At 69.5% G+C, this 25,622-nt stretch carries 26 protein-coding genes; 15 read left to right on the top strand and 11 right to left on the bottom strand.

Annotated elements, in window-relative coordinates; all coding sequences use genetic code 11:
• Positions 1-2: 2 nt before the first annotated feature.
• Entirely contained in the window at positions 3-1,217 is a 1,215-nt protein-coding gene (locus tag HQ325_RS17465; RefSeq protein ID WP_261778498.1) for an Ig-like domain-containing protein, read from the bottom strand.
• A 480-nt stretch (positions 1,218-1,697) separates the two neighbouring features.
• Here HQ325_RS17465 and HQ325_RS17460 point away from each other — a divergent pair, with 480 nt between their 5' ends.
• From HQ325_RS17460 to HQ325_RS17445, 4 genes are read left to right on the top strand one after another with little or no spacing between them, the layout of a single operon-like run.
• Positions 1,698-2,090: a molybdopterin-binding protein gene (locus HQ325_RS17460; RefSeq protein WP_222631433.1), complete on the top strand. Its 393-nt coding sequence runs from the start codon at positions 1,698-1,700 to the stop codon at positions 2,088-2,090.
• Entirely contained in the window at positions 2,090-2,908 is an 819-nt protein-coding gene (locus HQ325_RS17455; RefSeq protein WP_308014779.1) for an ABC transporter permease, read from the top strand. The genes HQ325_RS17460 and HQ325_RS17455 overlap by 1 nt, the downstream gene beginning before the upstream one ends.
• The gene (locus HQ325_RS17450) at positions 2,905-4,014 is read left to right on the top strand and encodes a sulfate/molybdate ABC transporter ATP-binding protein (protein ID WP_222631432.1); all 1,110 of its coding nucleotides are present in this window, start codon (positions 2,905-2,907) and stop codon (positions 4,012-4,014) included. Before HQ325_RS17455 ends, HQ325_RS17450 begins: the two co-directional genes overlap by 4 nt.
• Positions 4,011-5,138 (top strand): TetR/AcrR family transcriptional regulator, encoded by a 1,128-nt coding sequence (locus HQ325_RS17445; RefSeq protein ID WP_222631431.1) that lies wholly within the window; start codon positions 4,011-4,013, stop codon positions 5,136-5,138. Before HQ325_RS17450 ends, HQ325_RS17445 begins: the two co-directional genes overlap by 4 nt.
• A 36-nt stretch (positions 5,139-5,174) precedes the next feature.
• Here HQ325_RS17445 and glgX read toward each other — a convergent pair whose 3' ends face one another.
• Positions 5,175-7,229: a glycogen debranching protein GlgX gene (glgX, locus tag HQ325_RS17440; RefSeq protein ID WP_308014729.1), complete on the bottom strand. Its 2,055-nt coding sequence runs from the start codon at positions 7,227-7,229 to the stop codon at positions 5,175-5,177.
• A 150-nt stretch (positions 7,230-7,379) separates the two neighbouring features.
• Here glgX and HQ325_RS17435 point away from each other — a divergent pair, with 150 nt between their 5' ends.
• Entirely contained in the window at positions 7,380-8,243 is an 864-nt protein-coding gene (locus tag HQ325_RS17435) for a YhjD/YihY/BrkB family envelope integrity protein (RefSeq protein ID WP_222631430.1), read from the top strand.
• Here HQ325_RS17435 and HQ325_RS17430 read toward each other — a convergent pair.
• Both HQ325_RS17430 and HQ325_RS17425 read right to left on the bottom strand, forming a co-directional pair.
• Entirely contained in the window at positions 8,176-8,922 is a 747-nt protein-coding gene (locus tag HQ325_RS17430; protein WP_222631429.1) for a CDP-alcohol phosphatidyltransferase family protein, read from the bottom strand. The genes HQ325_RS17435 and HQ325_RS17430 overlap by 68 nt on opposite strands.
• Entirely contained in the window at positions 8,912-9,208 is a 297-nt protein-coding gene (locus HQ325_RS17425) for a hypothetical protein (RefSeq protein WP_027505601.1), read from the bottom strand. Before HQ325_RS17425 ends, HQ325_RS17430 begins: the two co-directional genes overlap by 11 nt.
• 213 nt (positions 9,209-9,421) lie before the next feature.
• Between HQ325_RS17425 and HQ325_RS17420 the strand changes: the two genes are divergently transcribed.
• The 3 genes from HQ325_RS17420 to HQ325_RS17410 are packed head-to-tail and all read left to right on the top strand — an operon-like array spanning position 9,422 to position 13,312.
• A complete protein-coding gene (locus HQ325_RS17420) occupies positions 9,422-9,787 on the top strand; it encodes a PLD nuclease N-terminal domain-containing protein (RefSeq protein ID WP_056446171.1) in 366 nt (121 codons plus the stop codon).
• Positions 9,788-9,836: 49 nt separating this feature from the next.
• Complete coding sequence (locus HQ325_RS17415; RefSeq protein ID WP_222631427.1) at positions 9,837-11,540, top strand: ABC transporter ATP-binding protein; 1,704 nt, start codon at positions 9,837-9,839, stop codon at positions 11,538-11,540.
• Positions 11,537-13,312 (top strand): ABC transporter ATP-binding protein, encoded by a 1,776-nt coding sequence (locus HQ325_RS17410; RefSeq protein WP_222631425.1) that lies wholly within the window; start codon positions 11,537-11,539, stop codon positions 13,310-13,312. The genes HQ325_RS17415 and HQ325_RS17410 overlap by 4 nt, the downstream gene beginning before the upstream one ends.
• On the opposite strand, the gene HQ325_RS17405 is transcribed toward HQ325_RS17410, so the two are convergent.
• Positions 13,292-14,212 (bottom strand): MSMEG_6728 family protein, encoded by a 921-nt coding sequence (locus HQ325_RS17405; RefSeq protein ID WP_222631423.1) that lies wholly within the window; start codon positions 14,210-14,212, stop codon positions 13,292-13,294. The genes HQ325_RS17410 and HQ325_RS17405 overlap by 21 nt on opposite strands.
• Positions 14,213-14,317: 105 nt before the next feature.
• Positions 14,318-15,319 carry a LacI family DNA-binding transcriptional regulator gene (locus HQ325_RS17400; protein ID WP_222632504.1) on the bottom strand — a complete coding sequence of 334 codons (1,002 nt, stop codon included), beginning with the start codon at positions 15,317-15,319 and terminating at the stop codon, positions 14,318-14,320.
• 161 nt (positions 15,320-15,480) lie between these two features.
• Between HQ325_RS17400 and HQ325_RS17395 the strand changes: the two genes are divergently transcribed.
• The 3 genes from HQ325_RS17395 to HQ325_RS17385 are packed head-to-tail and all read left to right on the top strand — an operon-like array spanning position 15,481 to position 18,348.
• Positions 15,481-16,404, top strand: a complete 924-nt coding sequence (locus tag HQ325_RS17395) for a sugar phosphate isomerase/epimerase (protein ID WP_222631422.1) — start codon at positions 15,481-15,483, stop codon at positions 16,402-16,404.
• 35 nt (positions 16,405-16,439) lie between these two features.
• Positions 16,440-17,474 carry a Gfo/Idh/MocA family protein gene (locus tag HQ325_RS17390; protein WP_222631421.1) on the top strand — a complete coding sequence of 345 codons (1,035 nt, stop codon included), beginning with the start codon at positions 16,440-16,442 and terminating at the stop codon, positions 17,472-17,474.
• A gap of 1 nt (position 17,475) precedes the next feature.
• On the top strand, positions 17,476-18,348 hold the full coding sequence (locus HQ325_RS17385) for a sugar phosphate isomerase/epimerase (protein ID WP_222631420.1): 873 nt from the start codon (positions 17,476-17,478) through the stop codon (positions 18,346-18,348).
• 19 nt (positions 18,349-18,367) lie between these two features.
• Here HQ325_RS17385 and HQ325_RS17380 read toward each other — a convergent pair whose 3' ends face one another.
• Positions 18,368-19,030 (bottom strand): GNAT family N-acetyltransferase, encoded by a 663-nt coding sequence (locus HQ325_RS17380; RefSeq protein WP_222631419.1) that lies wholly within the window; start codon positions 19,028-19,030, stop codon positions 18,368-18,370.
• Between the two features lie 82 nt (positions 19,031-19,112).
• Between HQ325_RS17380 and HQ325_RS17375 the strand changes: the two genes are divergently transcribed.
• Entirely contained in the window at positions 19,113-20,138 is a 1,026-nt protein-coding gene (locus HQ325_RS17375) for an LLM class flavin-dependent oxidoreductase (protein ID WP_222631418.1), read from the top strand.
• Here the strand turns inward: HQ325_RS17375 and HQ325_RS17370 are convergent.
• Positions 20,112-20,693, bottom strand: coding sequence for a TetR/AcrR family transcriptional regulator (locus HQ325_RS17370; RefSeq protein ID WP_222631417.1), 582 nt, complete (start codon positions 20,691-20,693; stop codon positions 20,112-20,114). The genes HQ325_RS17375 and HQ325_RS17370 overlap by 27 nt on opposite strands.
• Positions 20,694-20,728: 35 nt before the next feature.
• On the opposite strand from HQ325_RS17370, the gene HQ325_RS17365 reads away from it, so the two are divergent.
• The 3 genes from HQ325_RS17365 to HQ325_RS17355 are packed head-to-tail and all read left to right on the top strand — an operon-like array spanning position 20,729 to position 22,438.
• Complete coding sequence (locus tag HQ325_RS17365) at positions 20,729-21,676, top strand: DMT family transporter (protein ID WP_222631416.1); 948 nt, start codon at positions 20,729-20,731, stop codon at positions 21,674-21,676.
• Positions 21,673-21,966, top strand: a complete 294-nt coding sequence (locus tag HQ325_RS17360) for a hypothetical protein (RefSeq protein ID WP_222631414.1) — start codon at positions 21,673-21,675, stop codon at positions 21,964-21,966. The genes HQ325_RS17365 and HQ325_RS17360 overlap by 4 nt, the downstream gene beginning before the upstream one ends.
• A gap of 28 nt (positions 21,967-21,994) precedes the next feature.
• Positions 21,995-22,438 carry a Rieske 2Fe-2S domain-containing protein gene (locus tag HQ325_RS17355; protein WP_222631412.1) on the top strand — a complete coding sequence of 148 codons (444 nt, stop codon included), beginning with the start codon at positions 21,995-21,997 and terminating at the stop codon, positions 22,436-22,438.
• On the opposite strand, the gene HQ325_RS17350 is transcribed toward HQ325_RS17355, so the two are convergent.
• The 3 genes from HQ325_RS17350 to HQ325_RS17340 form a co-directional block, all read right to left on the bottom strand.
• Entirely contained in the window at positions 22,419-23,918 is a 1,500-nt protein-coding gene (locus HQ325_RS17350; RefSeq protein ID WP_222631410.1) for an amidase, read from the bottom strand. The two genes, HQ325_RS17355 and HQ325_RS17350, sit on opposite strands and share 20 nt — an antisense overlap.
• A gap of 87 nt (positions 23,919-24,005) precedes the next feature.
• Complete coding sequence (locus tag HQ325_RS17345; RefSeq protein WP_222631408.1) at positions 24,006-24,647, bottom strand: luciferase family protein; 642 nt, start codon at positions 24,645-24,647, stop codon at positions 24,006-24,008.
• A 92-nt stretch (positions 24,648-24,739) separates the two neighbouring features.
• The gene (locus tag HQ325_RS17340) at positions 24,740-25,438 is read right to left on the bottom strand and encodes an aquaporin (RefSeq protein ID WP_222631407.1); all 699 of its coding nucleotides are present in this window, start codon (positions 25,436-25,438) and stop codon (positions 24,740-24,742) included.
• Positions 25,439-25,622: the final 184 nt, after the last annotated feature.

Genomic DNA, 25,622 nt, shown 5'->3' with positions numbered 1-25,622 from the left:
GCTCAGACGGACTGGGCGTTTCCGGCTTTCCATTCGTCCCAGGGGATGTTCCAGTCGCCCAGTCCGTCGGTACCCGACAGGGTTCCACCCACGGTGTTCTTCACGACGGTGATGTCGCCACGCTTGGTGTTGTCGTAGACCCACTTCGCGTTCGACGGACTCAGATTCAGACAGCCGTGGCTGACGTTGGAGTACCCCTGCGACCCGACGGACCACGGCGCCGAATGGAAGAAGATGCCGCTGTACGACATTCGCGTCGCCCAGTCGACCGGGGTGCGGTAGCCCTGCGCGGAGTCCACGGCCACGCCGTAGGTCGACGAATCCATCACCATCGACGCGAACTTGTCACCGATGATGTAGACGCCGTTGTCGGTGGGCGAGCTGTCCTTGCCCATCGACGTCGGCATGGTCTTGACGTCGACACCGTTGATCGAGAACGTCACCTGCTTCGTGGCATCGTCCGCGGTGGCGATGACGGCGTCTCCGACGGAGAAGGACGACGACGCGTTCTCCTGGCCGAACAGCCCCTCGCCCAGGTCGCGGCCGAAGACGTCCACCGTCACCGTGACGCGGGTTCCGGGAGCCCAGTAGTTCTGCGGGCGCCACCGCACCTCCTTCTGGTTCACCCAGTAGAACGCGCCCTCGACCGGCGGATCCGTCACGACGGTGATCGCGTTCTGCGCAGCGATCTTGTCGGGGATCGGTTCGTCGAACTGCACGGCGACCGGCTGACCGATACCCACGATCTCGTTCTCGGACGGCAGCAGGTACGGCTTGGTGACGTTGCCCGGCGAACTCGTGGTGAAGGACGACACCGACGACGCCTCACCGCCGAGACCGTAGGCCCGCGTGCGCAACGTGTAGGTGCCGTTGTAGTCGAGCATCTCGCTGTTCGTCCAGGACGACCGGTCCTCGGACAATGCTCCCGGAACCGGGGTGCCGGCGTCGTCGGTGAGCGTCACCTCGGACAGGGTGCCGTCGGCGACGGTGACGGCGACGGGTGCGCTCGGGGAGAAGCCGACGGACGCGTCGGGGGCCGGCAGTGACACCTTCGGCTTCATGAGTTCCGACAACGGGTTGGAGTCGATCGGCGCAGGGGCCGCCGCCGGCGTCTGACCCGACCCGGCGGTACATCCGGCGACAGAGAGTGCGAGCACCGTCATCGAGGCCACCAGAATCGAGCGCCCCCGACGGGTCCTGCCCCACGACATCGTCATTCTCTCGACTCCACTCACCTGCGCCCGACCCATCAGCTATCACGCACATGATGCCATCCACCTGGGATTTCTCACCACTCCGTAGCCGGAGAACACGGTCACGGTCGAGTACCGATCGAGCATCGACCCGGCTCCTCACCAGCGTTCCGGAGCCCCTACCAGCGGAAATGTGGACCGGACGTCCCGTTTCGCTGATCGCGGGGCTGTTGGTGTGGGTCACAAGCGACCCCGCACAGCACGATGCCGCCGAGCGTGAACTCGGCGGCATCGAGGACGGAGTCGGCCGTGCGCCTCTCGGCAGAAGGCCGCTCGTAGCGGCGAAAGGGGTGGTACCCGGGGCATGGATCCAACTCCGTCGAGCAGTACAACGCGGACACCCCCGACTCTGTTCCCGGCCGCTACCATCACGTGAATGCGCGTTCCCGGTCTCGCTTCGTCCGCATCTGCGCCCCGCCGCGACCCGTTCCGGGGCACGACCCGATGAGTGATCTGCGTGTCCGAGACGCCGCCGCTCTGGTCGGCGTCAGCGACGACACCGTCCGTCGGTGGATCGAGAGCGGTGTCGTCGAGACGTCGAAGGACTCGGCCGGGCGCACCCTCGTGAACGGTGCGTCGCTGGCGGCGCACGCCCGGGCGCGCGCCGCCGCGCCGCCGGATCCGAGCGGCACGGTCAGCTCCGCGCGCAACCGTCTGGCCGGGATCGTCACCTCGGTGGTCGTCGACACCGTGATGGCCGAGGTGCAGATGCAGTGCGGCGCGTTCACCGTGACGTCGTTGATGAGCGCCGAGTCGGTGCGGACTCTCGGACTGGAACCCGGCAGCGTCGCCGTCGCGGTGGTCAAGGCGACCACCGTCATCGTCGAGACACCGTGATCTCCGTCCTCGCGGGCGGGAAGCGCGGACACCGCGACGCGGTGCGTCCGCCCGCCTGGATCCTCGTGCCGGCCGGACTCGGCACCGCGCTCGTCGTGCTCCCTCTCGTGGCGATGCTGCTGTCGGTGGACGTGGCGCGCTTCGTCCCGCTCGTCACCTCGGAGTCGTCCCGTGCCGCGCTGCTGCTCAGCCTGCGCACGGCGGCCGCCAGCACCGTCCTCTGCATCCTGCTGGGGGTGCCGATGGCCCTGGTCCTGGCGCGGTCGACCGGGCGGCTCGTCGCCGTGGTACGCGCACTCGTTCTGCTCCCCCTCGTCCTGCCCCCGGTGGTGGGTGGGCTCGCTCTGCTCTACGCCTTCGGCAGGCAGGGACTACTGGGTGAACACCTGCGGGCGTGGGGCATCGACATCGCCTTCACCACCACCGCGGTGGTCCTCGCGCAGACGTTCGTCGCCCTCCCCTTCCTCGTGATCAGTCTCGAGGGCGCACTGCGCACGGCGGGTACCCGGTACGAGATCGTGGCCGCCACCCTCGGGGCGTCACCCGGCACCGTCCTGCTGCGGGTCACCCTCCCCCTCGTCCTGCCCGGGCTGGCGTCGGGTGCGGTGCTGTCCTTCGCCCGCGCGCTCGGCGAGTTCGGCGCCACCCTCACGTTCGCCGGGTCCCTCCAGGGCGTCACGCGCACCCTCCCGCTCGAGATCTACCTCCAGCGCGAGACGGATCCCGATGCGGCGGTGGCCCTCTCGCTGGTCCTCATCGTCGTCGCGATCGTCATCGTGATCCTCACTCGCAGTAGACGTCCGGCAGGCGTGCTGTGACACCCACCGACACCTCGGTCGTCCTCGACGTCCGTCACCGAGCACGCGGCGCAGACCTCACGCTCACGGTGCCGTCGGGCGGCGTGGTGGCGATCCTCGGGCCCAACGGTGCCGGGAAGTCGACGCTGCTGTCGATGGTGGCCGGACTCGTCCGGCCCGACGAGGGCGTGGTCCGCATCGGCGCGCGCACCCTCACCGACAGCGCGCAGCGCATCGACGTCCCGCCGCATCGCCGACGGGTGGCTCTCCTCGCCCAGGACGCGCTGCTGTTCCCACACCTGTCCGCGCTGGCGAACGTCGCCTTCGCGCCCCGGTCACGAGGCACCGGACGACCCGAGTCCGAGCGACTCGCGCGCCGATGGCTCGAGGCCGTCGACGCGGCAGATCTCGCCGATCGGCGGCCACGCGCACTGTCCGGCGGACAGGCTCAACGCGTCGCCCTCGCCCGAGCGCTCGCGGCCGACCCCGACGTGCTCCTGCTCGACGAGCCGTTCGCGGCGCTCGACGCCGAGTCGGCACCCGCCATGCGACGCGTGCTCCGCGAGGTGCTCGCCGAGACCTCACGCACCACCCTGCTGGTGACGCACGACCGGGTCGACGCCCTGACGCTCGCCGGCGAGGTGGCCGTCGTCGACGCCGGACGAGTGGTCGAACACGGCCGCGTTCGCGACGTCCTGACGGCACCTCGTACTCGGTTCGCGGCCGCCCTGGCCGGGGTGAACTCCATCGAGGGCACCGTCACCGCCCACGACACCCTGACGACCTCGTCGGGTGTCGCCGTGCAGGGGCGCGCCCCCGATCCTCTCGACGCCGGCGCCCGGGCTGTTGCCCTGGTGCATCCCACCGCGGTCTCCGTCTTCGTCGACCCACCGCGGGGCAGCCCCCGCAACGTGCTGCCCGTGCAGATCGACCATGTGGAGTCGACCGGCTCGTCGGTCCGCATCACGTCCACCGCGGACGCGGGCCTGCCCGCGCTGCACGCCGACGTCACCGTCGCGGCGGCCACCGAACTCGATCTCGTGCCCGGCCGTCGCGTCCACTTCGTCGTCAAGGCCGGCGAGGTGGCACTGCACGCCGCGGCTCCCGGCGCGCCCGCACCACGGTGACCGGTGGGTCGCCCCGGCCGCGGCGGCTGCTCGACGCGGCAGCCGACCTGTTCGGCGCCCGCGGTTACGCGGCCGTCGGCATCGACGACGTCGCGGCGGCCGCAGGGGTCACCGGCCCGTCCGTGTATCGCTGGTTCGACTCGAAGTACGACCTGCTCCGCACGCTGCACCTCACCACCGTCGACCGCCTGGAACGACGTATCGCTCGGGAGAGTGCACCGGCCGATCTCCACACGCTCGCGCTCGGCGCCCTGACCGTGCGCCGCTCCCTCGGCACGCTGCGGCGCGACCGCGTCCACCTACGTGAGCCCGACATCGGCTCGGTGGCAATGGTTCTCGATGCCGTCACCGCTGCGGCACGCCGTACCGCTCCGACTCCTCTACCTCCCGGCGACTCCGGCGTCACGACACGGGCGGTGCTCTCCGCCCTCTCCAGCATCGGGACCCATCGCCTCGCCGCCCCCACCGCCGCGGTGCTCGAGGTCCTCGATTCCGCCTGCACCGCAGTGCTCGCGGTGGACCTGCCCGACATCGTCGACGGTCCGGAACTCCCGCACGGCGTCCCGCCCGTCGGTCGACGGGATGCACTTCTCCGCTCGGCGGCGACGCTGTTCGACGAGAACGAGCCCACCGAGGTGACGATGGCAGCCATCGCCTCGTCGGTGGGCCTCGCGGCGTCGAGCACCTACCGCTGGTTCGGCGGCAAGACCGTCGTACTGGACCAGGTGTGCCTCGGTGCCGCGCGGCGGACGGCCGACGAGACGGTGCGCGTCCTCGCCCGGTCGACCACCCCGCACCAGGCACTGGCCGGGCTGGCACGTCGACGAGTGGCTCTCGTGACGCACTCACCGGCACTGCGGGTGCTCCGGCGCCACGGCCTCTCGACGGGTCCGGCAACGGCACTCGAACTCACCGTGATGGCCCGCCAGGAACGGGCGGAGTGGGTGAATCTGCTCGCGTCCACCATGCCGGGACGCACGCGGGCACAGGCGGGAGTTCTCGTCGAAGCGGTGTTCACGGTGGTGGACGACCTGTCACAGCATGTCGACGAGCGTCGGCTCGCCGCGGTGATCACCGCGATGCTGGGTGTGGACGACAGCGGGCCCCGATCACCACATCGGTGATCGGGGCCCGCGTCGGATCTGCCGTGCCGCGACCGGCTACTGAGCCTGCAGCAGCGTGAACGACCTGTCTCGTACCAGCAGTGACGTCGGGTCCTCGCCCACCTGCTGCTCGTGGTCGCTCGAGATCGTGAGCGACCACGTCTCGTCGGGCAGGGTGAACTCGACCGGGGTGTCCGAGGCGTTCATCAGCCAGAGGAAGACGGTGTCCTCGGCCGACGACTTGAACAGCACGGCAATGGACTTGTTCGATCCGGTGGTCCAGTCGTCGTCGCCCATCGCGACACCGTCCGCACGCTGGAAGTCGATCGTGTCGGGACGGCCGCCACTCGTGTCGGTGGTGGTGTCGTCCTCGCCGTGGCGGAACCACACCGGACGCAGCGCCGGGTGTTCGCGGCGAAGCGTGACGAGTGCGGTGGTGAACTCGACGAGTGCCTCGTCGGCCGCCGCCCAGTCGAACCAGGAAATCTCGTTGTCCTGGCAGTAGGCGTTGTTGTTGCCGCCCTGCGATCGCGCGAGTTCGTCGCCTCCCAGGATCATCGGAACGCCGGCGGAGAGCAGGAGCGTGCCGAGGAAGTTGCGACGCTGGCGATCGCGCAGGGCGTTGACGTCCGCGTCGTCCGTCGGGCCCTCCGCACCGCATCCCCACGACCGGTTGTCGGACTCGCCGTCCTGGCTGTCCTCGCCGTTCTCCTCGTTGTGCTTCTCGTCGTACATCGTGAGGTCGGCGAGCGTGAACCCGTCGTGCGCGGTGATGAAGTTGACGCTCGCGAGGGTGGGTCGGCGATCGTTCTCGTACACATCGGGACTACCCGAGATACGTTGCGCCAGAGCGGGAAGGCTACCCTCCTCGCCGCGCCAGAAGTCGCGGACGTCGTCGCGGAACTTGCCGTTCCACTCCGACCACCGGGCCGGGAAGCCGCCGACCTGATAGCCGGCGGTGTCCCACGGCTCGGCGATCAGCTTCACCGGGGCGAGCACCGGATCCTGGTGCACCATGTCGAGGAACGCGCTGTGACGGTCGAGGTCCTCGTCCTGGCGGGTCAGGGTGCTCGCGAGGTCGAAACGGAAACCGTCGACGTGCATCTCGGTGACCCAGTAGCGCAGCGAGTCCATGATGAGGGCGAGCGCGGCGGGATGGCCGACGTTCAGGCTGTTGCCCGTTCCCGTCGTGTCGTAGTACGAGCTGTGATCCTCGGGGACCAGCCGATAGTAGGATGCATTGTCGATTCCCTTGAGGGACAACGTCGGTCCGAGGTGGTTGCCCTCGGCGGTGTGGTTGTAGACGACGTCGAGAATCACCTCGAGGCCGGCCGCGTGCAGCGCCTTGACCATCGACTTGAACTCGGTGACCTGCCCACCCGTGTCGCCCGCGCTGCTGTACTCGTTGTGCGGCGCGAGGAAGCCGATCGAGTTGTATCCCCAGTAGTTCCGGCGACCCTCCTCGAGCAGGTGCGAGTCCTGGACGAACTGGTGCGTGGGCAGCAGTTCGACGGCGGTGATGCCCAGCCGTGTCAGGTGCTCGATGGCGGACGGATGCGCGAGTCCCGCGTAGGTCCCGCGGACGGCCTCGTCCACGTTCTCGTCGAGTTGGGTGAAGCCCTTGACGTGCACCTCGTAGACGACGGACTCGGACAGCGGGATTCGCGGCGCCGCGTCGTCACCCCAGTCGAACGAGTCGTCGACGACGACGGAACGCGGCATGAAGGGCGCCGAATCGGCATCGTTGCGGGTCTCGGGCTCGTCGTGATGATGGGAGAACACCGCTTCGTCCCATTCCACCGACCCGGCAACAGCTTTCGCGTAGGGGTCGAGCAGGAGCTTGGCGGCGTTGTGACGCAACCCCGCGGCCGGATCCCACGGGCCGTCGACCCGGAATCCGTATCGCGTTCCGACGGACATGTTCTCGACGATGCCGTGGAACACGTGGCCGGTGTACTCGGGCAGTGTCGTGGACGAGAGTTCGACACCGTTCTCGTCGTACGTGACGACGGTCACGGACTCGGCGGTCTCGGTGTAGACCGCGACGTTCGCGCTCCCGTCGGGTCGGAGACTGACACCCGCAGGGTAGGGGGTCGAAGGCTGTCGTGTCACTGATGGCACCAGTTCTCTGTCGTAGGTCCAGCTCGTGGAGGGACCGGAAGGCACCCACGGATGTCGTGCGGGTCCCAGCGTTCTTACCCGCGCACCGCCCGGCCGAAACGGTGCAGGTTGAGGACACGGGCCACCGGGTAGCCGTGGACCATGACGACTGTCCGCACGGCTGCGCGCATCGTGCGGGAACGATCGGCCGTCGCCGCGGGAATGCGACTACGGCTCGCTGCGCGCGACACCGCCCTGGTCGCAGCCGGCATCACGTTCTACGGCGGCATCGCCGTCGTGCCGATGTTGCTCCTCGGTCTCCGCCTGACCACGTTGCTGCTGGGCGAGGAGACCGTCGTCGGGTACGGCGACGCCATCGCCGGATTGCTGCCGGGAGCGGCGGGCGCCCCCGGCGCGGTCCGGACCTTGTTCGATGCCGGCACCCACCTCGGGTGGCTGGGCGGCCTGGTCGCCATCCTCCCCGCCACCTTCTACGGAGAGGGCATGCGACGGGCCCTGCTCGTCTACGAGCCCGTGCGCGAGACGTTCGTCGGCTGGCGCGGACGCGCGTCGGCCCTGCCGGTGCTGATCATCACGCCTCTGCTCACCATTCCCGTCCTCGTGGTGGGCAACGCTCTGGCATCCGTGAACGGCGGCATCGGCGCCGGAGCCTTCCGCGTGTGGCTCGGGTTCGTCACCATCTGGTTGGTGCTGGCTGTACCGATCGGATGGACGTACCGGGTGGTCGCACCGACCACCCTCTCGCGCACGGCCGTCGTGATCGGTGCCCTGACCACCGCGTCGTTCGTGTCGGGGTTCTTGCAGGGCTACGTCCTCTTCCTGGCCGTTCCCATCGACTGGTCGGGCCCGTTCGGTGGCCTCGAACCCGTGGGAGCCGCCGTCGCCACGGTGCTGTGGCTGTTCCTGCTGCACATCATCGTGTTGATCGGCTGGGTGTTCACTCTCGAGTGCGACCGGGTCTCGGAGCGGGAAGTGCACTCAGAGCGTGATGGATCGACACGCTGATCTGACTGAAACCGACAACGGCGAGCACCAGGGACACGACGGCACCGATCGTGCCGAACAGCGGACCGGTGTCCACCACGGAAGCCCCCAGGAGGGTCACCACAACCGCGATCACGCGGGACGGGCGCTCCCACACCGTGACGACTCCGATCGATTCCATTCCCGCTGACACGGCACGCGCCCGCGCGGTCTCGTGCAGCAGGGTGAGCAGTGCGACCGCGACCACCAGGGGTGCAGGTGCTCCCAGTACCAGCAGAACGGCGAAGACGAGCATGTCCGAGAGCCGGTCCGCGACGGAATCGGCCACATAGCCGAACGCGGTCGACCGACCCCTGAGCAGTGCGACGGCTCCGTCGAGGCTGTCCACCAGTGCCGACAGCACGAGGAGCAGCGCCGCTGCGCCGGCGCCCCACGGACCGGAGCCCGCGACGGCGAGCGCGAGAACAGCGAAGAGCACTCCCACCGCGGTGACCGCGGTGGGAGTGACGCGCGCGCGGGCGAGCGGGCGGGCCAGAACATACGTGATGGTCAACCAGCCGTGCACCATTGCCGACGAGTGGACGTCGTACCCGCCGTGCAGTTCGGACCAGGCACGGAAGTACTGTGCGCGACTTCTCGGCACGGTGACGACGGGTTCCGACGCACCGGAACCCGTCACGTGATCGTGGTCAGTGACCACCGGGATCCGTGAGGGACTTGCCCTCGGCGGCCTTGACGCGTTTGCGCTCGAGCAGGACGACAGCAAGCCCTGCGAGCAGGAGAACCGGGCAGGCGATGCCGGCGACCAGCACCCATCCCTCGAAGCCGCCGCCCGCGGCGGTCAGCCCCAACCCGAGCGCGACGAAGCCCAGCGCCATCAGGAAGTAGCCCGGCCATGCGCGGCTGTCGGTGATGGCCTCACCGGCGTGCGCACGCGTGGTGCGTGCGAAATCCTGCGGCTGCTCGTTCTCGTTCTGCGCGACCACGACTTGTCCTTTCGTCGATACATCCGTGCATGCCCGTCGGACCGCCGGGGGAAACCCGGTCGGTGGGCGCTCACAGAGGGCATTCGGAACCGCCTACCCCCGCGACGGCTCGTACGGAGTGACGAGGGCGACGTCGGGCGCTAGGGTGAGCGCGTCAACAGACCATGCGGTTCGGGAATCGGGACGTGAACCGCTCTACGTGAGGACGCGCCCGTGCCCTATCTCGGCCTGATCGTCGCCGTGCTCTGGATCTTCTGCCTCATCGACGTCATCACGGCCGACGAGGGGGGCATCCGTCACCTCCCGAAGACGGTCTGGCTCCTGCTCGTCGTGTTCCTTCCTCTCGCCGGGTCCGTGGCCTGGCTGGTGGCCGGTCGGCCGGTCGGCGGCGGCATCTGGGGCGGTCCCGACGCAGGACGCCGACCGAGCGCGACCCGTTTCCCCGAGTACGACGTCCGTCCCGGCCGCGCGGTCGCGACGAACTCCGAGTCCGACGAGGAGTTCCTGCGTCGGTGCCGGGAACGCGCCCAGCAGCAGCGCGACGCCGCCCGTCGCACCAGGAATCCCGAGCACGACTGACGCGTACGCGTCGTCCCGACCGGTCGGCCACGTGGGTTAGGGTCGGCTAATGCATGACGCACCTCCGTCGACCGGCGGGGCCATCCTGCGCCGTACCTCCCGGCGCCACCGTGTGCGACTCGTCGGTTCGTCGGCCCTGTTCTGCGTGCACCAGTTCTGCGAGACGATGGTGCCGGTCGCCATCGGTCTCATCATCGGCCGCGCGGTCGAGACCGGCGACGTCACCGCCATGATCGTCTCGTTGCTGGGCCTGGCGGGACTCTTCGTCGTCCTCTCCTACGCGTACCGGATCGGCGCCCGCATCATCGTCGTCGCGATCGAGCGGGAAGCACACCTGCTGCGCGTGGAGGTCGCGGGACGCGTGCTCGACCCGCGCGGCGTCCAGGTCGATCTCGGCCCCGGCGAATTGTTGACGGTCAGCACCTCGGACGCCGAGAAGACCTCGTGGGCGCTCGACGCCATCGCTCGGGTCGCCGCCGCGGTCACCGCCCTCGTCGTCACTGCGGTGGCACTTCTCGTCATCGATGTGCCGCTCGGGCTGGCCGTCGTCATCGGCACGCCCGTCCTTCTCCTTCTCCTGCAGTTGTGTGCGCCGTTCCTCACCCGGGCCGCGACAGATCAGCAGGCGGAGGTGGCCCGCGTCTCGGGTCTCGCCACCGATCTCGTCAGCGGTGTACGGCCTCTCCGCGGTATCGGCGCCGAGGACGTCGCGTCCCGACGGTTCGTGCAGTCGAGCCGACGTGCACTGGCCGCGACGATGCGTCTGGCCCGTGGCAACAGCGTGTATCTCGGTGTCTCGGCGACGGTGGGCGCGCTGTTGTCCGCCGCCGTGGCCGGCACGGCCGGGTTCCTCGCTCTGGAGGGCCGGATCTCCGTCGCCGAGCTGATCACCGTCGTCGGACTGGCGCAGTTCCTCATCGAGCCGCTGAGTTCGCTCTCCCGACTTCCGGGCTTCCTCGCGGTGATCCGCGGATCGGCGGACCGGTTGGCGTTGGTTCTCGGCGCCGACCCGGTGGTCACCTCCGGCGGCACGCGATCCCCGGACACCTCGTCCGTCGGACTCGACGACCTGTCCTATGGAACCTTGACGCATCTCGACCTGCACCTCGAGCGCGGCGAGATCGTCGGCGTCGTCGCCTACCGGCCGCAGGACGCCGATGCGCTGGCCGCCGTCCTCTCCGGCCAGGTGTCGCCCGACGACGTCACCGGACGCCTGACGGTCGGCGGCGTCGACGTGACCGAGCTCGCGCTTCCCGAGGTCCGCCGCACCGTGCTGGTGGAACCGCACACGTCGGACCTGTTCGCCGGCACGGTGCGGTCCAACATCGCCCTGGACCGCGGGTTCGACCTCGACGCCGCGGTGACCGCCTCCGCCGTCACCGACATCGTCGCCATGCACGACGGCGGTCTCGACCATCCGGTGACCGACCGCGGTGCCAGCCTGTCCGGTGGGCAACGCCAGCGAGTCGCCCTCGCCCGCGCACTCGCGGCGCAGCCGCCGGTACTCGTCCTCCACGATCCGACCACCGCCGTCGACGCGGTGACCGAACACGCCATCGCCACCGGTATCGCGGGACTGCGTCACGACGGCGACGCCCGCACCCAGACGACGGTGCTCATCACCACCAGCCCCGCGCTCCTCGCGGTCACCGACCGCGTCGTCGTGCTCGACGAGGGGCGCGTCGCGACCGTCGGCACCCACCACGGGTTGGCGGAGACGGACGAGCGCTACCGAGAGGCGGTTCTGCGATGACCGAACCGACCGCACTGCTGCCCATCGCGAGTGGACGCCGATGCTGGGCGTTCCTTCGCGGCGAACTCCGTGCGCGGCGGGGATCGGTCGCGCTCACCGTCGCCATCGGCGTGGTCGCGGCGGCCATGGCGCTGATTCCCGTGTACGTCTTCGGCATGCTCGTCGATCGGGTGACCGAGGGCGCACCGACGTCCACGATCGTCGGTGTCGTGACGGTCATCGGCGCCGCGGCGGTCGCGGGCGGTGTCTTCACCGGGATCGGCGCCTACACCGTCAGTCTGCTCGGCGAGAAGATGTTGGCCTCGCTGCGCGAGCGCGTCCTCGGTCGCGCACTCCACCTCCCGGTGAGCACACTGGAACGAGTCGGCAAGGGAGACCTGCTATCCCGCGTCGGGGACGACATCGCGGTGATGGCGAAATCGCTCGGCGAAGTGGTGCCGAACATCCTCGCCGCCGTGCTGCTGGTCCTGCTCAGTCTGATCACGATGCTCGGGCTCGACTGGCGTCTGGGACTCGCGGGCATGGTCGCGATCCCGATGTACGTGATGGCCCTGCACTGGTATCTGCCGCGGTCCGCCCCGATGTACGCCGCCGAGCGCGTCGCGATGGGCGAGCGCGCCCAGTCCCTGGTCAGCAGCATGCAGGGGGCCCGCACCGTGCGGGCGTACGGCATGGAGGGTGAGCACCTCGCGCGCATCGACGCATCGTCCGGCAAGGCTCGCGACATCGCCGTCACCGTCTTCCGACTCTTCACCCGGTTCGGCTCGCGCAGCAACCGGGCCGAGTGCGTCGGCCTCTCGGTCATCCTCACCGTCGGCTTCCTCCTGGTGCGCGAGGACGCCGTCACCGTCGGTCAGACCACCGCGGCGGCACTGCTGTTCCACCGGCTCTTCAACCCGATCGGCATGCTGCTGTACTCGTTCGACGACATCCAGTCGGCCGGTGCCTCCCTCGCACGGCTGGTGGGCGTCATCGATCTGCCCGACGATCGCTCCCCCGGGACCGAGGCGGAGCCCGCCGACGGCACCGTCGTCGTGACGAACCTCCGCCACTCCTACGACGGTGTCGACGACGTCCTGCACGGGATCGATCTGCGGATCGACGACGGCACGACGGTGGCGCTGGTCGGCTCGACCGGCGCCGGCAAGTCCACCATCGCCGCGCTCGTGGCGGGCTCGATGCGAGCGGACTCCGGATCGATACGGGTGGGCGGGGTGTCGCTCGACGACATCGGCTCCGATCGACTGCGCCGGCACATCGCGATCGTCAGCCAGGAGGTGCACGTGTTCGCCGGACCGCTCATCGACGATCTGCGGCTCGCGGCACCGGATGCGGATCGGGAGACGGTCGACGACGCGCTGCGGACTGTCGGCGCGCACTCGTGGGTGAGCACCCTCGAGAACGGTCTCGACACGGTGGTCGGCGAGGGCGGCGTGGAGCTGACTCCGTCTCGCGCGCAACAGATCGCCCTGGCGCGCATCGTCCTGGCCGATCCGGCGGTCGCCGTCCTCGACGAGGCCACCGCCGAGGCCGGCAGCGCCGGCGCGCGCGACCTCGAGGAGGCTGCCCGGGCCGCCACGCGCGGACGGACGACGATCGTCGTCGCCCACCGCCTCACCCAGGCGGCGAGCGCCGACAGCGTCGTGGTGCTCGAGCACGGCCGTATCGTCGAGCAGGGGCCGCACCGGGACCTGGTGGAGGCGGACGGCCGGTACTCCGAACTCTGGTCCGCATGGCGGGGCCGCCGGCCCTCACGTGGACAGACGGAGTGACGGAAGGCCCGCGAGCTCGTCCGGGACCGCGGCACCGGTCGTGACCACCGCGCCGTACTCCCCGGCATCACGCACGGGCTCGCCACGGCGGAACACGCGCACACGCCCCGGGTCGCGGCCCTCGGCCCGCATCGCCTCGACGTCCTCGCGGGTCGGCTCGCGCGCGATGGACGCCGACACCGTGCCTCCCGGCTCGGCGGACGGTTCGGGCAGCGGAAGGTCGGGAGCGAGCGGGTCGGTGTCCAGCAGCAGAGCTGTGCGGCCCGGCAGCACCAGCGCTGCGGCGACCGTCATCAGACGGGGATTCTTCGTCCGCACCTGCGCGGACCGGCCGCGGTGCAGAGCCCGCAGAGCGGACCACTCCTCCGTACCCGGGTCGAACAGCTCTGCGGGCGCACCCATCTCGATCATCGAGGACACCACGGCACTGGGCGTGGTGTCGCCGACCGTCAGGGGCCAGCGCGGGAAGAGAAATCCGGGCCAGACGTACCCGGTCTCCCCGGCCCAGTCGGCCGGGTACACCTGCGGCGCCTTCGCGGCCAGGGCGCGACGATGGCTCGCGTGCACCGTGTCGTCACCGAGCCAGGGCGGCAGTCGGCCGTCGTCACGCAACTCGTCGTACGTCCACGCACGCCCGTCGCTGTAGTCGAGCAGCCGCGCCTCGAGCGACTCCGCTCGCCCGCGGGCCGCCCATTCCCGGCAGGTCGCGATCCCGTAGGCGACGAGCGCCGGGGTGAAACCCCGCCACATCACCACCGCCGGGTGGTTCTTCCACCCGTAGGAAGGCCACACCAGGGCGCGCAGGATCTGGAAGGTCTCGACGCGCTGCTTCCCCAGCCGTTTGTCGTCGAGCAGCTGGGCACTGCGGGCGAAGCCGGGGTCGGGGAGGAACGTCTGCATCCCGAGAGGGTGACCGACGAGGGCCGCGCCGAAACGAGGGTGCGCTGCGCCGGGGCGATCTGCTCGAGTCGAACCCCGGGTCGGGTCGACCGCTCGCGAACGGCGTCAGGTGCGCCGGGCCGTCTGACGCGCGACCGTGCGTACGGGCCCGGTACTCCCGCGCACGACGAGTGACGGCTCGACCACCAGCTCGGCGGGCGCGAGACTCTCGTCCTCGAGGCGGGCGATGGCGAACCGCACCGCGGTCGCCGCGAGGCCCTCGGCGTCCTGCCGGACGGTCGTCAGATCGATACGTGAGAGGTGGGCCAGCTCGCTGTCGTCGTATCCCACCACCGAGACATCCTCGGGGACAGAGATTCCGGCACGGTGGAACGCGTCCATCAACCCCACCGCGCACAGATCGTTGCCGGCGACCACCGCGGTGGGCACGAGCTGCTCGGCGACCATGCGCGTGCCGGCGGCGCTGCCCGCCTCCTCGGTGTGCGCGCCCGGCCACACCACGGCGGGAAGGCCGCGCTCGTCCATTGCGGCACGGAAGGCCGCGCGGCGTTCGGTCGCCCCGGAGTCGGTACCACCGTCGACGTGATGGATGTCGACGTGCCCGAGACCGACGAGGTGGTCGACCGCCTGACGCACTCCATGGTCGTCGGCGCTGCGCACGACGTCGAAGTCCGTGGCGGGCAGGGCGCGTCCGATCATGACCACCACGGCCCGCTCCTCGAGATGTGCGACGTACTCGGGTGAGGACGACGGCCCGAGCAGGATCACACCTTCGCAGCGATGACTGAGCAGTGCCTCGATCGCCTTCGCCTCGTCCCGGCCGGGCGCGCTCGCGGACAGCAACACCTCGTACCCGGCAGCCTCGGCCACGGGATAGATGTGGGTCACGAGATCGGCCTGGAACGGCTGCCGTACGTCGATCACGACGCCCAAAGTTCTACTCCGGCCGCGGGCGAGGAGCCGGGCTGCGTTGTCGGGTCGATAGTCGAGCTCGCGCGCAGCGGCGAGGACACGGTCGCGAGTGTCGTCACTCGCACCCGGTTTGCCACTGAGGACGAACGACACCAGGGTCCGGGACACTCCCGCCAGAGCGGCGACGTCACTCATCGTCGTCTTGCGGCTGCGGGGCGGCGTGGACACCGGCACTCCTCTGCGATGGGGCTTGACACGGAAGCGTGATCCACCTCATAGTAGCTTAAGCGCGTTACTTAAGCGCGTTAGTGCCACAGCACGAGCGCCGGACATTCTTCGAGAGGAACCCCCGAGACATGAGCACGATTCGCGTCGGATCCGCCCCCGACTCCTGGGGAGTGTGGTTCCCCGAGGATCCTCAGCAGACCCCGTACGGCCGCTTCCTCGACGAGGTGTCGGCGTCGGGCTACGAGTGGATCGAACTGGGCCCGTACGGCTACCTGCCCACCGATCCGCAGAAGTTGCTGTCGGAGTTGGGCTCTCGGGGTCTCAAGTTGTCGGCCGGCACGGTCTTCGAACACTTGCACCAGGACGACGCGTGGGACGCGGTGTGGACTCAGATCGAGGACGTCGCCAAGCTGACCGCCGCCGCCGGCGGCAAGCACGTCGTCGTCATCCCCGAGATGTGGCGTGACCCCTCCACCGGCGCGGTGCTCGAGGACCGCGACCTCACGGCAGACCAGTGGCGCAAGAAGACCGAGGGCATGAACGAGCTCGGCAAGCGCATGTTCGAGCAGTACGGCGTCAAGGCGCAGTACCACCCGCACGCCGACAGCCACGTCGACACCGAGGAGAACGTGTACCGCTTCCTCGACGGCACCTCGAGCGAGTTCGTGAACCTGTGCCTCGACACCGGCCACATCAGCTACTGCGGCGGTGACAACATCGCGATCATCGAGCGGGCGCCCGAGCGCATCGGGTACCTCCACCTCAAGCAGGTGAACGAGGAGGTCCGCGCCAGGGTCGCAGCGGAGGATCTGCCGTTCGGCGAGGCCGTCAAGCTCGGCGCCATGACGGAACCGCCGCTGGGCATCCCGGACATGCCCCCGCTCCTGAAGACCATCGAGCGCCTCGCGGACGACGGCAAGCTCACCGCGGACATCTTCGCGATCGTCGAGCAGGACATGTACCCGTGCGCCGTCGACGCTCCTCTGCCCATCGCGCAGCGCACCCGGAAGTACCTGGGCTCCTGCGGCGTCCCCGCCGTCACGTTCGCCTGACCACACTCACGCACCTACAGAAACGGATTGACACGATGACCACCGAACTCCGCATCGCGGTCCTGGGTGTCGGCATGATGGGTGCCGATCACGTCGCCCGCATCACCTCGAAGATCACCGGCGCTCGCGTCGCCGTGATCAACGACTACGTCAGCGAGAAGGCGCACGAACTTGCCGCGACCATCCCCGGGTGCCGCGTCGTCGAGGATCCCCTCGACGCCATCGCCGACCCCGAGGTCGACGCAGTCGTCCTGGCCACTCCGGGCCCGACCCACGAGAAGCAGCTTCTCGCGTGTCTCGAGCACGGCAAGCCCGTCATGTGCGAGAAGCCGTTGACCACCGATGTGGCCACGTCCCTCGCCGTCGTGGCAGCCGAGGCCGCACTGGGCACGAAGCTCATCCAGGTCGGCTTCATGCGCCGCTTCGACACCGAGTACGACCAGCTCAAGGCGCTCATCGATTCCGGCGAGCTCGGCCGTCCGCTGGTGGTGCACTGCGCACACCGCAACCCCGCCGTGCCGCCGCACTTCGACAGCGCGATGATCGTGCGCGACTCGCTGGTGCACGAGGTGGACGTCACGCGCTTCCTCCTCGACGAGGAGATCACGTCGGTGCAGATCATCAGCCCGTCGGCGAATCCCTCGGCACCGCAGGGCCTGCGGGATCCACAGATCGCCATCTTCACCACCGAGTCGGGTCGACACGTCGATGCCGAGGTGTTCGTCACCACCGGTGTCGCCTACGAGGTGCGCACCGAGGTCGTGGCCGAGCACGGCAGCGCGATGATCGGTCTCGACGTCGGCCTCGTCCGCAGGTCCGCTCCCGGAACCTGGGGCGGCACCATCACTCCCGGCTTCGTGCAGCGCTTCGGCCAGGCCTACGACACCGAGATCCAGCGCTGGGTCGACGCGGTGAAGGCCGGCGCCGAGACGGGCAACTACGTCGACGGCCCCGGAGCGTGGGACGGATACGCTGCAGCCGCGGTGTGCGAGGCCGGCGTGAAGTCGCTCGAGTCCGGTGCCCCGGTCGCCGTCGAGATGGTGCAGCGCTCGTCCATCGTCGGTGCCTGAGATGAAGATCGCGCTCGATCCGACGCCGTTCCATCACTCGCATTCGCTACTCGAGCTGCCCGCCGTGGTGGCCGATCTGGGGTACGAGTGGTTGCAGCTCACCCCGCACGTGGACATGATCCCGTTCTTCGGCCATCCCAAGGCCGACGACGGGTTGGTCGCGAAGTTCCGCAAGGCGTGCTCGGACGCCGGCGTCGGGATCGCCTCGGTGCTGCCGGTGCTGCGGTGGTCCGGTCCCGACGAGGACGCCCGCGAGGCGGCCGTGCGGTACTGGAAGCGGGCCATCCAGATCACCGTCGACCTCGGGGTGTCGACGATGAACACCGAGTTCTCGGGCCGACCGGAGAAGCCGGAGGAGTCCGAGCGGGCGTTCTACCGGTCGATGGAGGAACTGGTCCCCATCATCGAGCGCGAGGGTCTCGACGTCCTGATCGATCCGCATCCGGACGACTTCGTCGAGGACGGGCTCGCCGCGATCCGCACCATCCGCGGGATCAACTCCCCGAACATCGGGATGGTCATCGTGGCGTGCCACCAGTTCCACATGGGCGGTGACCTGCCGGCGATCATGGCCGCCGCCGGGGACATGGTGCGTCTGGTGCACGTGGCGGACACGATGGATCATCACCGCTCGCACGGGTTGCGGTACATCACCAACCCACCCGGCAACGCGGTGCGGGTGCACCAGCATCTGAAGATCGGGGACGGCGACGTCGACTGGGACCAGTTCTTCGGCGGCCTCGGCTCACTCGGGTTCTACGACAACGACACCGTCATGGTGTCGAGTGTGTTCGCCGAGAACGAGAACGCCCACGACGTCTCCCGCTACCAGCTCGAGACGATGACCCGGTACATCGAGAAGTACCGGGCCTGATCGCCTCTCACGAGAAGTGTCAGGACGGCTGGACCCCGGGGGTGCGCACGATCATCGGCACTCCCGGGAACACCGCCGCCATCTCGGCGCGCGACTTCCGCAGCGCCGCAGTGCCGTAGCCCTTCTTCCGGTGTCCGGGGTGGATCCACACCCGGAGGTCGATGTCGCCACCGGCGAGCTCGCCGAAGACGATGCCCACCTTCTCCGTGCCCTCGCGTGCAACGAACCACGCGGCCTGCTCGGAGTCGAGGCGATCCCGTGCCGCCGTCAGCTCGGTGTCCAGATCACCGGCCGCTCCGCCGGATCCGTCACCCGCGGAACCGACGTCCGCGAGGCGGGCGGCGAACAGGTCGCGGTCGTCGTCCGAGAACGCTTCCAGCACCAGGGTCTCTCCCGCGCTGGCGGGACGCTCGGCCAACGTGAAGTTCAGGCGGCTGTCCAGGTCCTCGAGCTCCGCGGCGTTGCTCCGGCGGGCGTCCTTGGTGAGGCTGGCGAACGACATGCCCATGACGGCCTCGCCGCCCAACCGTGACGTGCCGAGCAGGGTGGCGATCGCCTCCACGGCGTCGGGCCGGGTCTCGGCCTCGACGATGACGTCGAGCACCTCGTGACGACGTTCGAAGGCCGCCAGTAGGGCGGACGTGATCTCTCGGCGAGCGGCAACATGATCGTGATCGGTCATCGCGTGATCATAGGGCTTCGCCCCCGTGCGCGGTTTGCGTACTCGGGGATGCGCGAAAGGCTCACGGGGGGATCATGGACCCATGCACCCGAGACCGCTGCGCAGGATGGGTTTTCTCACGATCGGACTGTTCGACGGGGACGACCCCGCGGCCGGGCACGAGTCGACGCTCGCGATCATCGAGCTGGGCGAACGTCTCGGCTTCGACAGCGCCTGGTTGCGGCATCGCCACCTGCAGTACGGCATCTCCTCCCCCGTCGCCGTGCTGGCCGCCGCATCGCAGCGGACCTCGCGGATCGAGTTCGGCACCGCCGTGACTCCGCTGGGGTGGGAGAACCCGGTGCGGCTGGCCGAGGACCTCGCCACCGTCGACATCCTGTCCGGCGGGCGCCTGAATCCCGGGGTCAGCGTGGGCCCGCCGATGAACTTCGACCGGTTGAAGGATGCGCTGTATCCCGACACCTCAGATCGGGAGGACTTCACCTACGCCCGAGTCGTGCGGCTCCTCGCCGCGATCCGAGGCGATCGTCTGACGGACTTCGAGGGGATGGACGGCATCGAGGTGCATTCCTCACGCGCACAGCCTCATTCGCCCGGTCTCGCGTCCCGGATGTGGTACGGCGGCGCGTCGCTCGGGTCGGCTCGCTGGGCCGGCGCGAACGGTATGAACTTCCTGACGAGCAGCGTCGTGAAGGCCGAGGAGGACGACGACTTCGACCGCATCCAGCTCTCCCACATCGAGGCTTTCCGCTCGGCACACGCGGCGGGGAACGGCGCTCGGGTCTCGCAGGGCTTGGTGGTGATTCCGACCGACTCGGCCACACCGAGCCAGCGCGCCCGCTACCGGGAGTACGCCGATGCCCGTCTGGGCCGCACCCGGTCACCGGTCGGCCCGGCCCGCCTGCTGTTCGCTCCCGATCTGGTGGGCACAACCGAGCAACTCGTGGAGCAGTTGCAGGCGCGCGCAGCCTTCCGGGAGATCGACGAGGTGGCGTTCGCTCTACCTTTCAGCTTCGACCACGACGATTACGTGCAGATTCTCACCGACATGGCGACGACACTGGGTCCGGCGCTCGGGTGGTCACCGGCCGGTGGGCTCGAGGAGTAGACGCGCGGCAGCACGCGCACGGTCGAAGGGCCGCTCGACCACTCCCATTCCCGCACACACCAGCGCGCCCTCGTGCACGAGCATCAGCAGGTCGGCAGTCCCCGCCGGGTCGGGCGCTCCTGCGGCCGTGAGGATGTCGACGAACAAATCGACCATCCAGCGCTTCTGCCCGATGATCACCGGATAGGCCGGGTGGGCGGGGTCGCTGATCTCCGCGTGCGCGTTGACCATGCTGCATCCCTTGCCACTTCGCTGCGCCGTCCACTCGGCCGAGGCGACGAGCACCGCATCGATCCGATCGCCGGCCGCGTCTGCGGAGACGGCACCCAGCCGGACGGCGAGGAACTCGCGCCACTGACGGTCTCGTTCCCGCAGGTACTCCACGACGAGCCGTTCCTTGGACTCGAAGCGGTCGTACAACGTCTTCTTCGTGACGCCGGCTCGCGCCGCGATCGTGTCGACGCCGACCGCGTGAATGCCCTGCTCGTAGAACAGCTCGTCGGCCGCGGCCAGCACGGCACGCGCCTTCGGCGTCCAGGCGACCTCGGATGTCATGTTTCGAACTATACCGATCTGTGTAGTCTGCTGTCATGAGTAGACAGATCGGTATACCTGTGGATCGACGCACTGCCGTCGGGTCGGTACTGGCGGGCGCGGCGTTCGTACTCTGCTGGTCGTCCGGTTTCATCGGCGCGAAGATCAGCGGTGAGGACGCTGCCGTCACCACCGTCCTGATGTGGCGGTTCCTCCCCCTCGCCCTGCTGCTCGCACCGACGTGGCTCCTCGGGTCTCGCCGAGTTCGAGGCCCGGACCTGCGGCGGCAGGTGATCGTGGGCTTTCTGTCGCAGTCCGGCTACCTCCTCACCGTGTACTGGGCCATCGGCCTCGGGGTCTCCACCGGCACCACGGCCCTCGTCGACGGAGTGCAGCCACTCGTCGCGGCAGCGCTGGCGGGCCCCCTGCTGGGCGCGGCGGCCTCGGGCCGACAATGGATCGGGCTCCTGATCGGTGCTCTCGGCGTCGCGCTCGCCACCGTTGCGGACGCCACGGCGACCACCGCGACCACCCCGGCGTGGGCCTACCTCGTTCCGCTGGTGGGAATGATGTCTCTGGTCGCCGCGACCTTCGTCGACCGTCGCGCCCAGCGACCGGCACCCGTAAGCGCTCTCGGAATCCATTGCGCCACATCGGCCGTCGTCTTCACCGCCGGCGCGGTCGCGATGGGCACCGCGGTACCGCCGACGACACTCGACTTCTGGGCGGCGACGGTGGGACTGGTGGTGTTCGCGACGTTCGGCGGTTACGGGCTGTACTGGTATCTGCTCGACCGGGTGGGGGTGACGAGGGTGAACGCTCTGATGTTCCTCGTACCGCCCGTCACCACGGTGTGGGGCGCCCTGCTCTTCGGCGAGCCGTTCACCGCCCTCACCGCGATCGGTCTGGCGCTGACCTTCGTGGCCATCGCTGTCGTCACGATGCGTCCCCGGGCCGGAACCCGACGGGACATCCCGGAGTCGTCGCTAGCATCGGTGTCATGACGGACGGCCGGGAGTACACCGAGGACGGCCACCACATCGTGATCGACGGGCGGAAGTGGCGCGCCACCGATCCCGACATTCCGGAGGAGCGCGGCGCCGAACTGCGGTCGATCCTGATGGCGTGGCGACGCGACGTCCGCCGGACCGGCGGCGCCGCGGAGTCCCGCGCCGGTGTGCAGGCCGCCAAGGTCGCTCTCGGCGAACGCGGCGCGCCGTGGTGGGAACAGTCCGACGACGAACGCCGCGCGCGTTGGGAGACCGACGTCCCGAGGCCCGGCGACGACGCGTAGTCGGCCGCCGTCCGGGTAACCCCCGCCCATGGCCGACGACCGCACCCCCGCCCCGCGACCGCGCAGCGTGCTCCCACCCGTGCTTCACGATCACCCGATCCGGGCACACGGGCGAGACCTCGTGCGTGTCGCCGATCTGGGTGAGAGGGGCGTGGCCGAGGTGCGCACCGACGACCACGGGGTGCTCGCGGTCGGCATCCGGCCCGACGGGACACCGTTCGCCGTCGGGAACACGTGCCGACACCAACTCGCCAAGCTCGGGCGCGGACGGGTCACCGAGAACGGCTGCCTCCAGTGCCCCTGGCACAGAGCAGAATTCGATGTGACCGACGGGTCCATGGTGTCCGGCCCCAAGGGAGTGATCTTCGGTTTCCCTCCCTATTCCGCAGTGGTGGCCGCCGTCGGACGCGCCGTACCGCTCACCACCGCGCGGGTGGAGATCGTCGACGGCGTCATCCGACTCGCTCACTGACCACGTCCGCGGGGACCCTGTCGAACCATGGCCGCGCCGCCTCGAGCTCCGCGGCGAGCACCAGCAGCCGGGTCTCCCCACCCGGTGGCGCCAAGAAGTGCACGCCGACGGGCAGACCGTCGACTGTCTCCGAGAGCGGAACACTCATCGCCGGCCGCCCGGTCAGATTGGCCGATTGTGTGTACGGGACAGCGGACAGGCTGCGCATCACCGCGTTCTGCACCGCGCCGAGCCGTCCGAGAATCGGTCCCAGCCGCAGCGCGAGCGCGACCCGGGCGCCCACCCTCTCCAGGAACGGGGTGTCGAAGGCGCCGATCAGCGGCGCGGGACCCGCCGTCGTGGGTGTCACGAGCAGATCGAAGCGGCGGTGGAATGCAGCGATGGCGCGGACATGGTCCTGCCAGCGTGCCAGTGCCGCATCGTGATCCACCGCTCTCGTGGCGCGCCCGATCTCGGCGAGGACCAGCGTGTCGAGTTCGAACTCCGTCGTGGTGGGCCGTGCCGCGGCCGACGCGGACGACACCTCGGCGGCGAGGTGGACGAACCACGGCACGAGGAAGTCTCGGGCCAGCTGCTCCTCGTCGAACGGCGAGGCGACCTCCTCGACGGTGTGGCCCAGTTCGACGAGCAGGTCGCGGGCGCGGTCGAGCGCGTCGAGTACGTCCGGGTGGGGTGCGTCGTTCAGCGCCGACCGCGCCGCGACCCCGATCCGGAGCTGAGGACCCGGCCGGCCGAGTGCCTCCACATGGGACGTCGACGGGGCCGCGAACTCGAAGGGCGCGTCGTCGTCCGAGCCGCGCATGATGTCGAGGAACGCGGCCGAGTCGCGCACGGAGCGGGTGAGCACACCGGTGACGGCGCTCCCGAAGAGCATCTCCCCGGCACGAGGCCCCGCAGGGACGACTGCCCGGCCCGGCTTCAGCCCGAACAGGCCGCAGTACGCCGCGGGGATGCGGATGGAGCCGCCGCCGTCACTGGCGCCGGCGACGGGCACGATGCCCGACGCCACCGCGGCGGCCGAACCACCGGAGGAGCCACCGGGTGTGCGGGCGGGATCCCACGGGTTGCGGGTCGCACCGTGCGCCTGCGGCTCGGTGACTCCCTTGGCGCCGAATTCGGGTACGGCCGTGCGGCCCAGGACGACGACCCCGGCGTCGAGCCACCGTTGCACCACGGTGTCGGTGACCGGGGGCCTGGACGACACCCCCGAGCGTGACCCCGACGTCTCGACGATCCCGGCCTGAGCCTGGAAGAGATCCTTGAGCAGGAACGGCACTCCCACCATCGGACCGGACAAGGCGCCCGCGGCCCGCACTCGTGCGGCATCCTCCTGCCACTGCACGAGGGCGTTCAGGGTGGGATCCACCTCGCGCGCTCGCGTGATCGCGACCTCGACCAACTCCGCGGCCGTCACGTCGCCGGACGCGACCAGCTGGGCGAGCCCGGTCGCGTCGTGGGCCCGATACTCGTCGAATCTCATGGCGCTCAGACTAGGTGCGAGTGCCGCCCGCGAGCGCCGGTGTCGTCGAAGTCTGGACACTGCACGGCCCGTGACCCCGCGAACCGATCACGTTCCAGCAGAGACGACTGCTCGGTCCACGATGCGCCGCAGCTGCTGCTGCTCTGCCTCGTTCCGAGGTGCGTAGAGGTAGAGATAGCTGTCCGGCAGTCCCACGAGGGAACGCCCCGCCAGCGGATGCCGCTCTCCCCAGCCCCGCGAGACGATCTCGACGACGTCTCGCGGATCGGCGACCACGTGCATCGACCCCTGCGCGTCGTGCACGTGGGCGATCTCTCCGCGAGCACGCCGAGCGGCGGCGCTGCGCGGGTGATCGACGTGGAGCGCGTTGCCTCGACGTTCCAGATGGCTACGCGCGCTGTGGCATCCGTCGGTGGAGCACAGGATCGTCAGGTGATCCTGCAACGACCGGACACTGACGGGATCGCCGTCGGACACCACCTGCCGGTGCGGGATCGGGAACGGTGCCATGACGGGTCGACTGCCGCGGTCCGGCAACTCGAGCGTACCGACGGCGGCCCGGATATCGTTGTCGCGCAGTCGAATGGTCTCTCGACAGAGGGGGCGTAGAGCGGTCATGACCACCCAGCCGACCGGATTGTCGGGGAGCCCGCCCGGCCCGATCGCGCGCCAGCGTCGATAGTCGTCAAGGATCGCGCGCAGACCTGGCGTACGACGTGCCGTGTTCATGACCCACCCCCGTGTGCGACGGCCCCCACGACCGACCGTCGCATCATGCCCCGGGCGCACCCGGCGAGCAACGGGTTCGTCGCACACGAGAGTCAGTGCGCGGCGACCGCCTCGGCGGGCCGCACGGCCTTGTAGGCGAGTGCACCGACCAGACCACCGATCAACGGGAAGACCAGGAACACCCACAGTTGCGAGAGTGCGCTTCCGCCGGCGATCAGCGCAGGCCCGATGGAGCGCGCAGGATTGACCGACGTCGAGTCGACCCCGATGGCGAGCAGATGCACGAACGTGAGCGTCAGTCCGATCGGAACACCGGCTGCCGCAACGGAATGCGGCCCTGTCACGCCGAGTACGACCAGCACGAGAACTGCCGTTGCCACGATCTCGACGATCGCGACGGCGAGAAGCAAGTAGTTTCCTGCCGAGGCGTCGCCGTATCCGTTGGCGCCGAGACCATCGACCGTTCGGTCGTATCCGGGTCGACCCGTCGCCACGGCGTAGACCACCAGGGCGCCGACGAGTCCGCCGATCACCTGTGCGACGGCGTATCCGGCGGCGCGGGCGGCCGTCATGCGGCCGGTGACGAGGAACGCGAGCGTGACCGCCGGGTTGATGTGGCAACCGGACACGGGTCCGAGCACGAACACCATCGCGAGCAGTGTCAGGCCGAAGGCGAGCGCGATTCCGGTGGTGCCGACGTCGTCGCCCGCCAGGACGGCGGTGCCCACACCTCCGATCACGAGAACGGCGGTGCCGATGGCCTCGGCGATGTAGACGGTGAACTTGGTCATCGTCGTCCACCTCGTCGGGTGCGGCGCTCGTCGATCTTGCGCTTGGCGTAGCCCCACGTCACGCGGCCCAGGCCCTCGAAGAGTCGGCTGGACAGGCTCCGACGGGCGCTCATGCGCGCACCTCGTCGGTGCGTTTCTCGATCGTGGTCATCATGGTTCCTCTCTCCGACCGGCCCGCGGAGTG

Source organism: Rhodococcus sp. BP-349, assembly GCF_019835845.1.
Classification (GTDB): domain Bacteria; phylum Actinomycetota; class Actinomycetes; order Mycobacteriales; family Mycobacteriaceae; genus Rhodococcoides.
Note: the sequence above shows the minus strand (reverse complement) of the source record. Positions and strands in the feature narration are given on the sequence as shown.

What these genes read in the sequence shown, in the direction of transcription:
- HQ325_RS17465 (WP_261778498.1), bottom strand. Translation starts at nt 1,217, where the DNA reads ATGACGATGTCGTGGGGCAGGACCCGTCGGGGGCGCTCGATTCTGGTG.
- HQ325_RS17395 (WP_222631422.1), top strand. Translation starts at nt 15,481, where the DNA reads ATGAGCACGATTCGCGTCGGATCCGCCCCCGACTCCTGGGGAGTGTGG.
- HQ325_RS17355 (WP_222631412.1), top strand. Translation starts at nt 21,995, where the DNA reads ATGGCCGACGACCGCACCCCCGCCCCGCGACCGCGCAGCGTGCTCCCA.
- HQ325_RS17435 (WP_222631430.1), top strand. Translation starts at nt 7,380, where the DNA reads ATGACGACTGTCCGCACGGCTGCGCGCATCGTGCGGGAACGATCGGCC.
- HQ325_RS17350 (WP_222631410.1), bottom strand. Translation starts at nt 23,918, where the DNA reads ATGAGATTCGACGAGTATCGGGCCCACGACGCGACCGGGCTCGCCCAG.
- HQ325_RS17460 (WP_222631433.1), top strand. Translation starts at nt 1,698, where the DNA reads ATGAGTGATCTGCGTGTCCGAGACGCCGCCGCTCTGGTCGGCGTCAGC.
- HQ325_RS17360 (WP_222631414.1), top strand. Translation starts at nt 21,673, where the DNA reads ATGACGGACGGCCGGGAGTACACCGAGGACGGCCACCACATCGTGATC.
- HQ325_RS17415 (WP_222631427.1), top strand. Translation starts at nt 9,837, where the DNA reads ATGCATGACGCACCTCCGTCGACCGGCGGGGCCATCCTGCGCCGTACC.
- HQ325_RS17405 (WP_222631423.1), bottom strand. Translation starts at nt 14,212, where the DNA reads ATGCAGACGTTCCTCCCCGACCCCGGCTTCGCCCGCAGTGCCCAGCTG.
- HQ325_RS17375 (WP_222631418.1), top strand. Translation starts at nt 19,113, where the DNA reads ATGCACCCGAGACCGCTGCGCAGGATGGGTTTTCTCACGATCGGACTG.
- HQ325_RS17340 (WP_222631407.1), bottom strand. Translation starts at nt 25,438, where the DNA reads ATGACCAAGTTCACCGTCTACATCGCCGAGGCCATCGGCACCGCCGTT.
- HQ325_RS17370 (WP_222631417.1), bottom strand. Translation starts at nt 20,693, where the DNA reads ATGACATCCGAGGTCGCCTGGACGCCGAAGGCGCGTGCCGTGCTGGCC.
- HQ325_RS17365 (WP_222631416.1), top strand. Translation starts at nt 20,729, where the DNA reads ATGAGTAGACAGATCGGTATACCTGTGGATCGACGCACTGCCGTCGGG.
- HQ325_RS17385 (WP_222631420.1), top strand. Translation starts at nt 17,476, where the DNA reads ATGAAGATCGCGCTCGATCCGACGCCGTTCCATCACTCGCATTCGCTA.
- HQ325_RS17410 (WP_222631425.1), top strand. Translation starts at nt 11,537, where the DNA reads ATGACCGAACCGACCGCACTGCTGCCCATCGCGAGTGGACGCCGATGC.
- HQ325_RS17390 (WP_222631421.1), top strand. Translation starts at nt 16,440, where the DNA reads ATGACCACCGAACTCCGCATCGCGGTCCTGGGTGTCGGCATGATGGGT.
- HQ325_RS17400 (WP_222632504.1), bottom strand. Translation starts at nt 15,319, where the DNA reads ATGAGTGACGTCGCCGCTCTGGCGGGAGTGTCCCGGACCCTGGTGTCG.
- HQ325_RS17345 (WP_222631408.1), bottom strand. Translation starts at nt 24,647, where the DNA reads ATGAACACGGCACGTCGTACGCCAGGTCTGCGCGCGATCCTTGACGAC.
- HQ325_RS17380 (WP_222631419.1), bottom strand. Translation starts at nt 19,030, where the DNA reads ATGACCGATCACGATCATGTTGCCGCTCGCCGAGAGATCACGTCCGCC.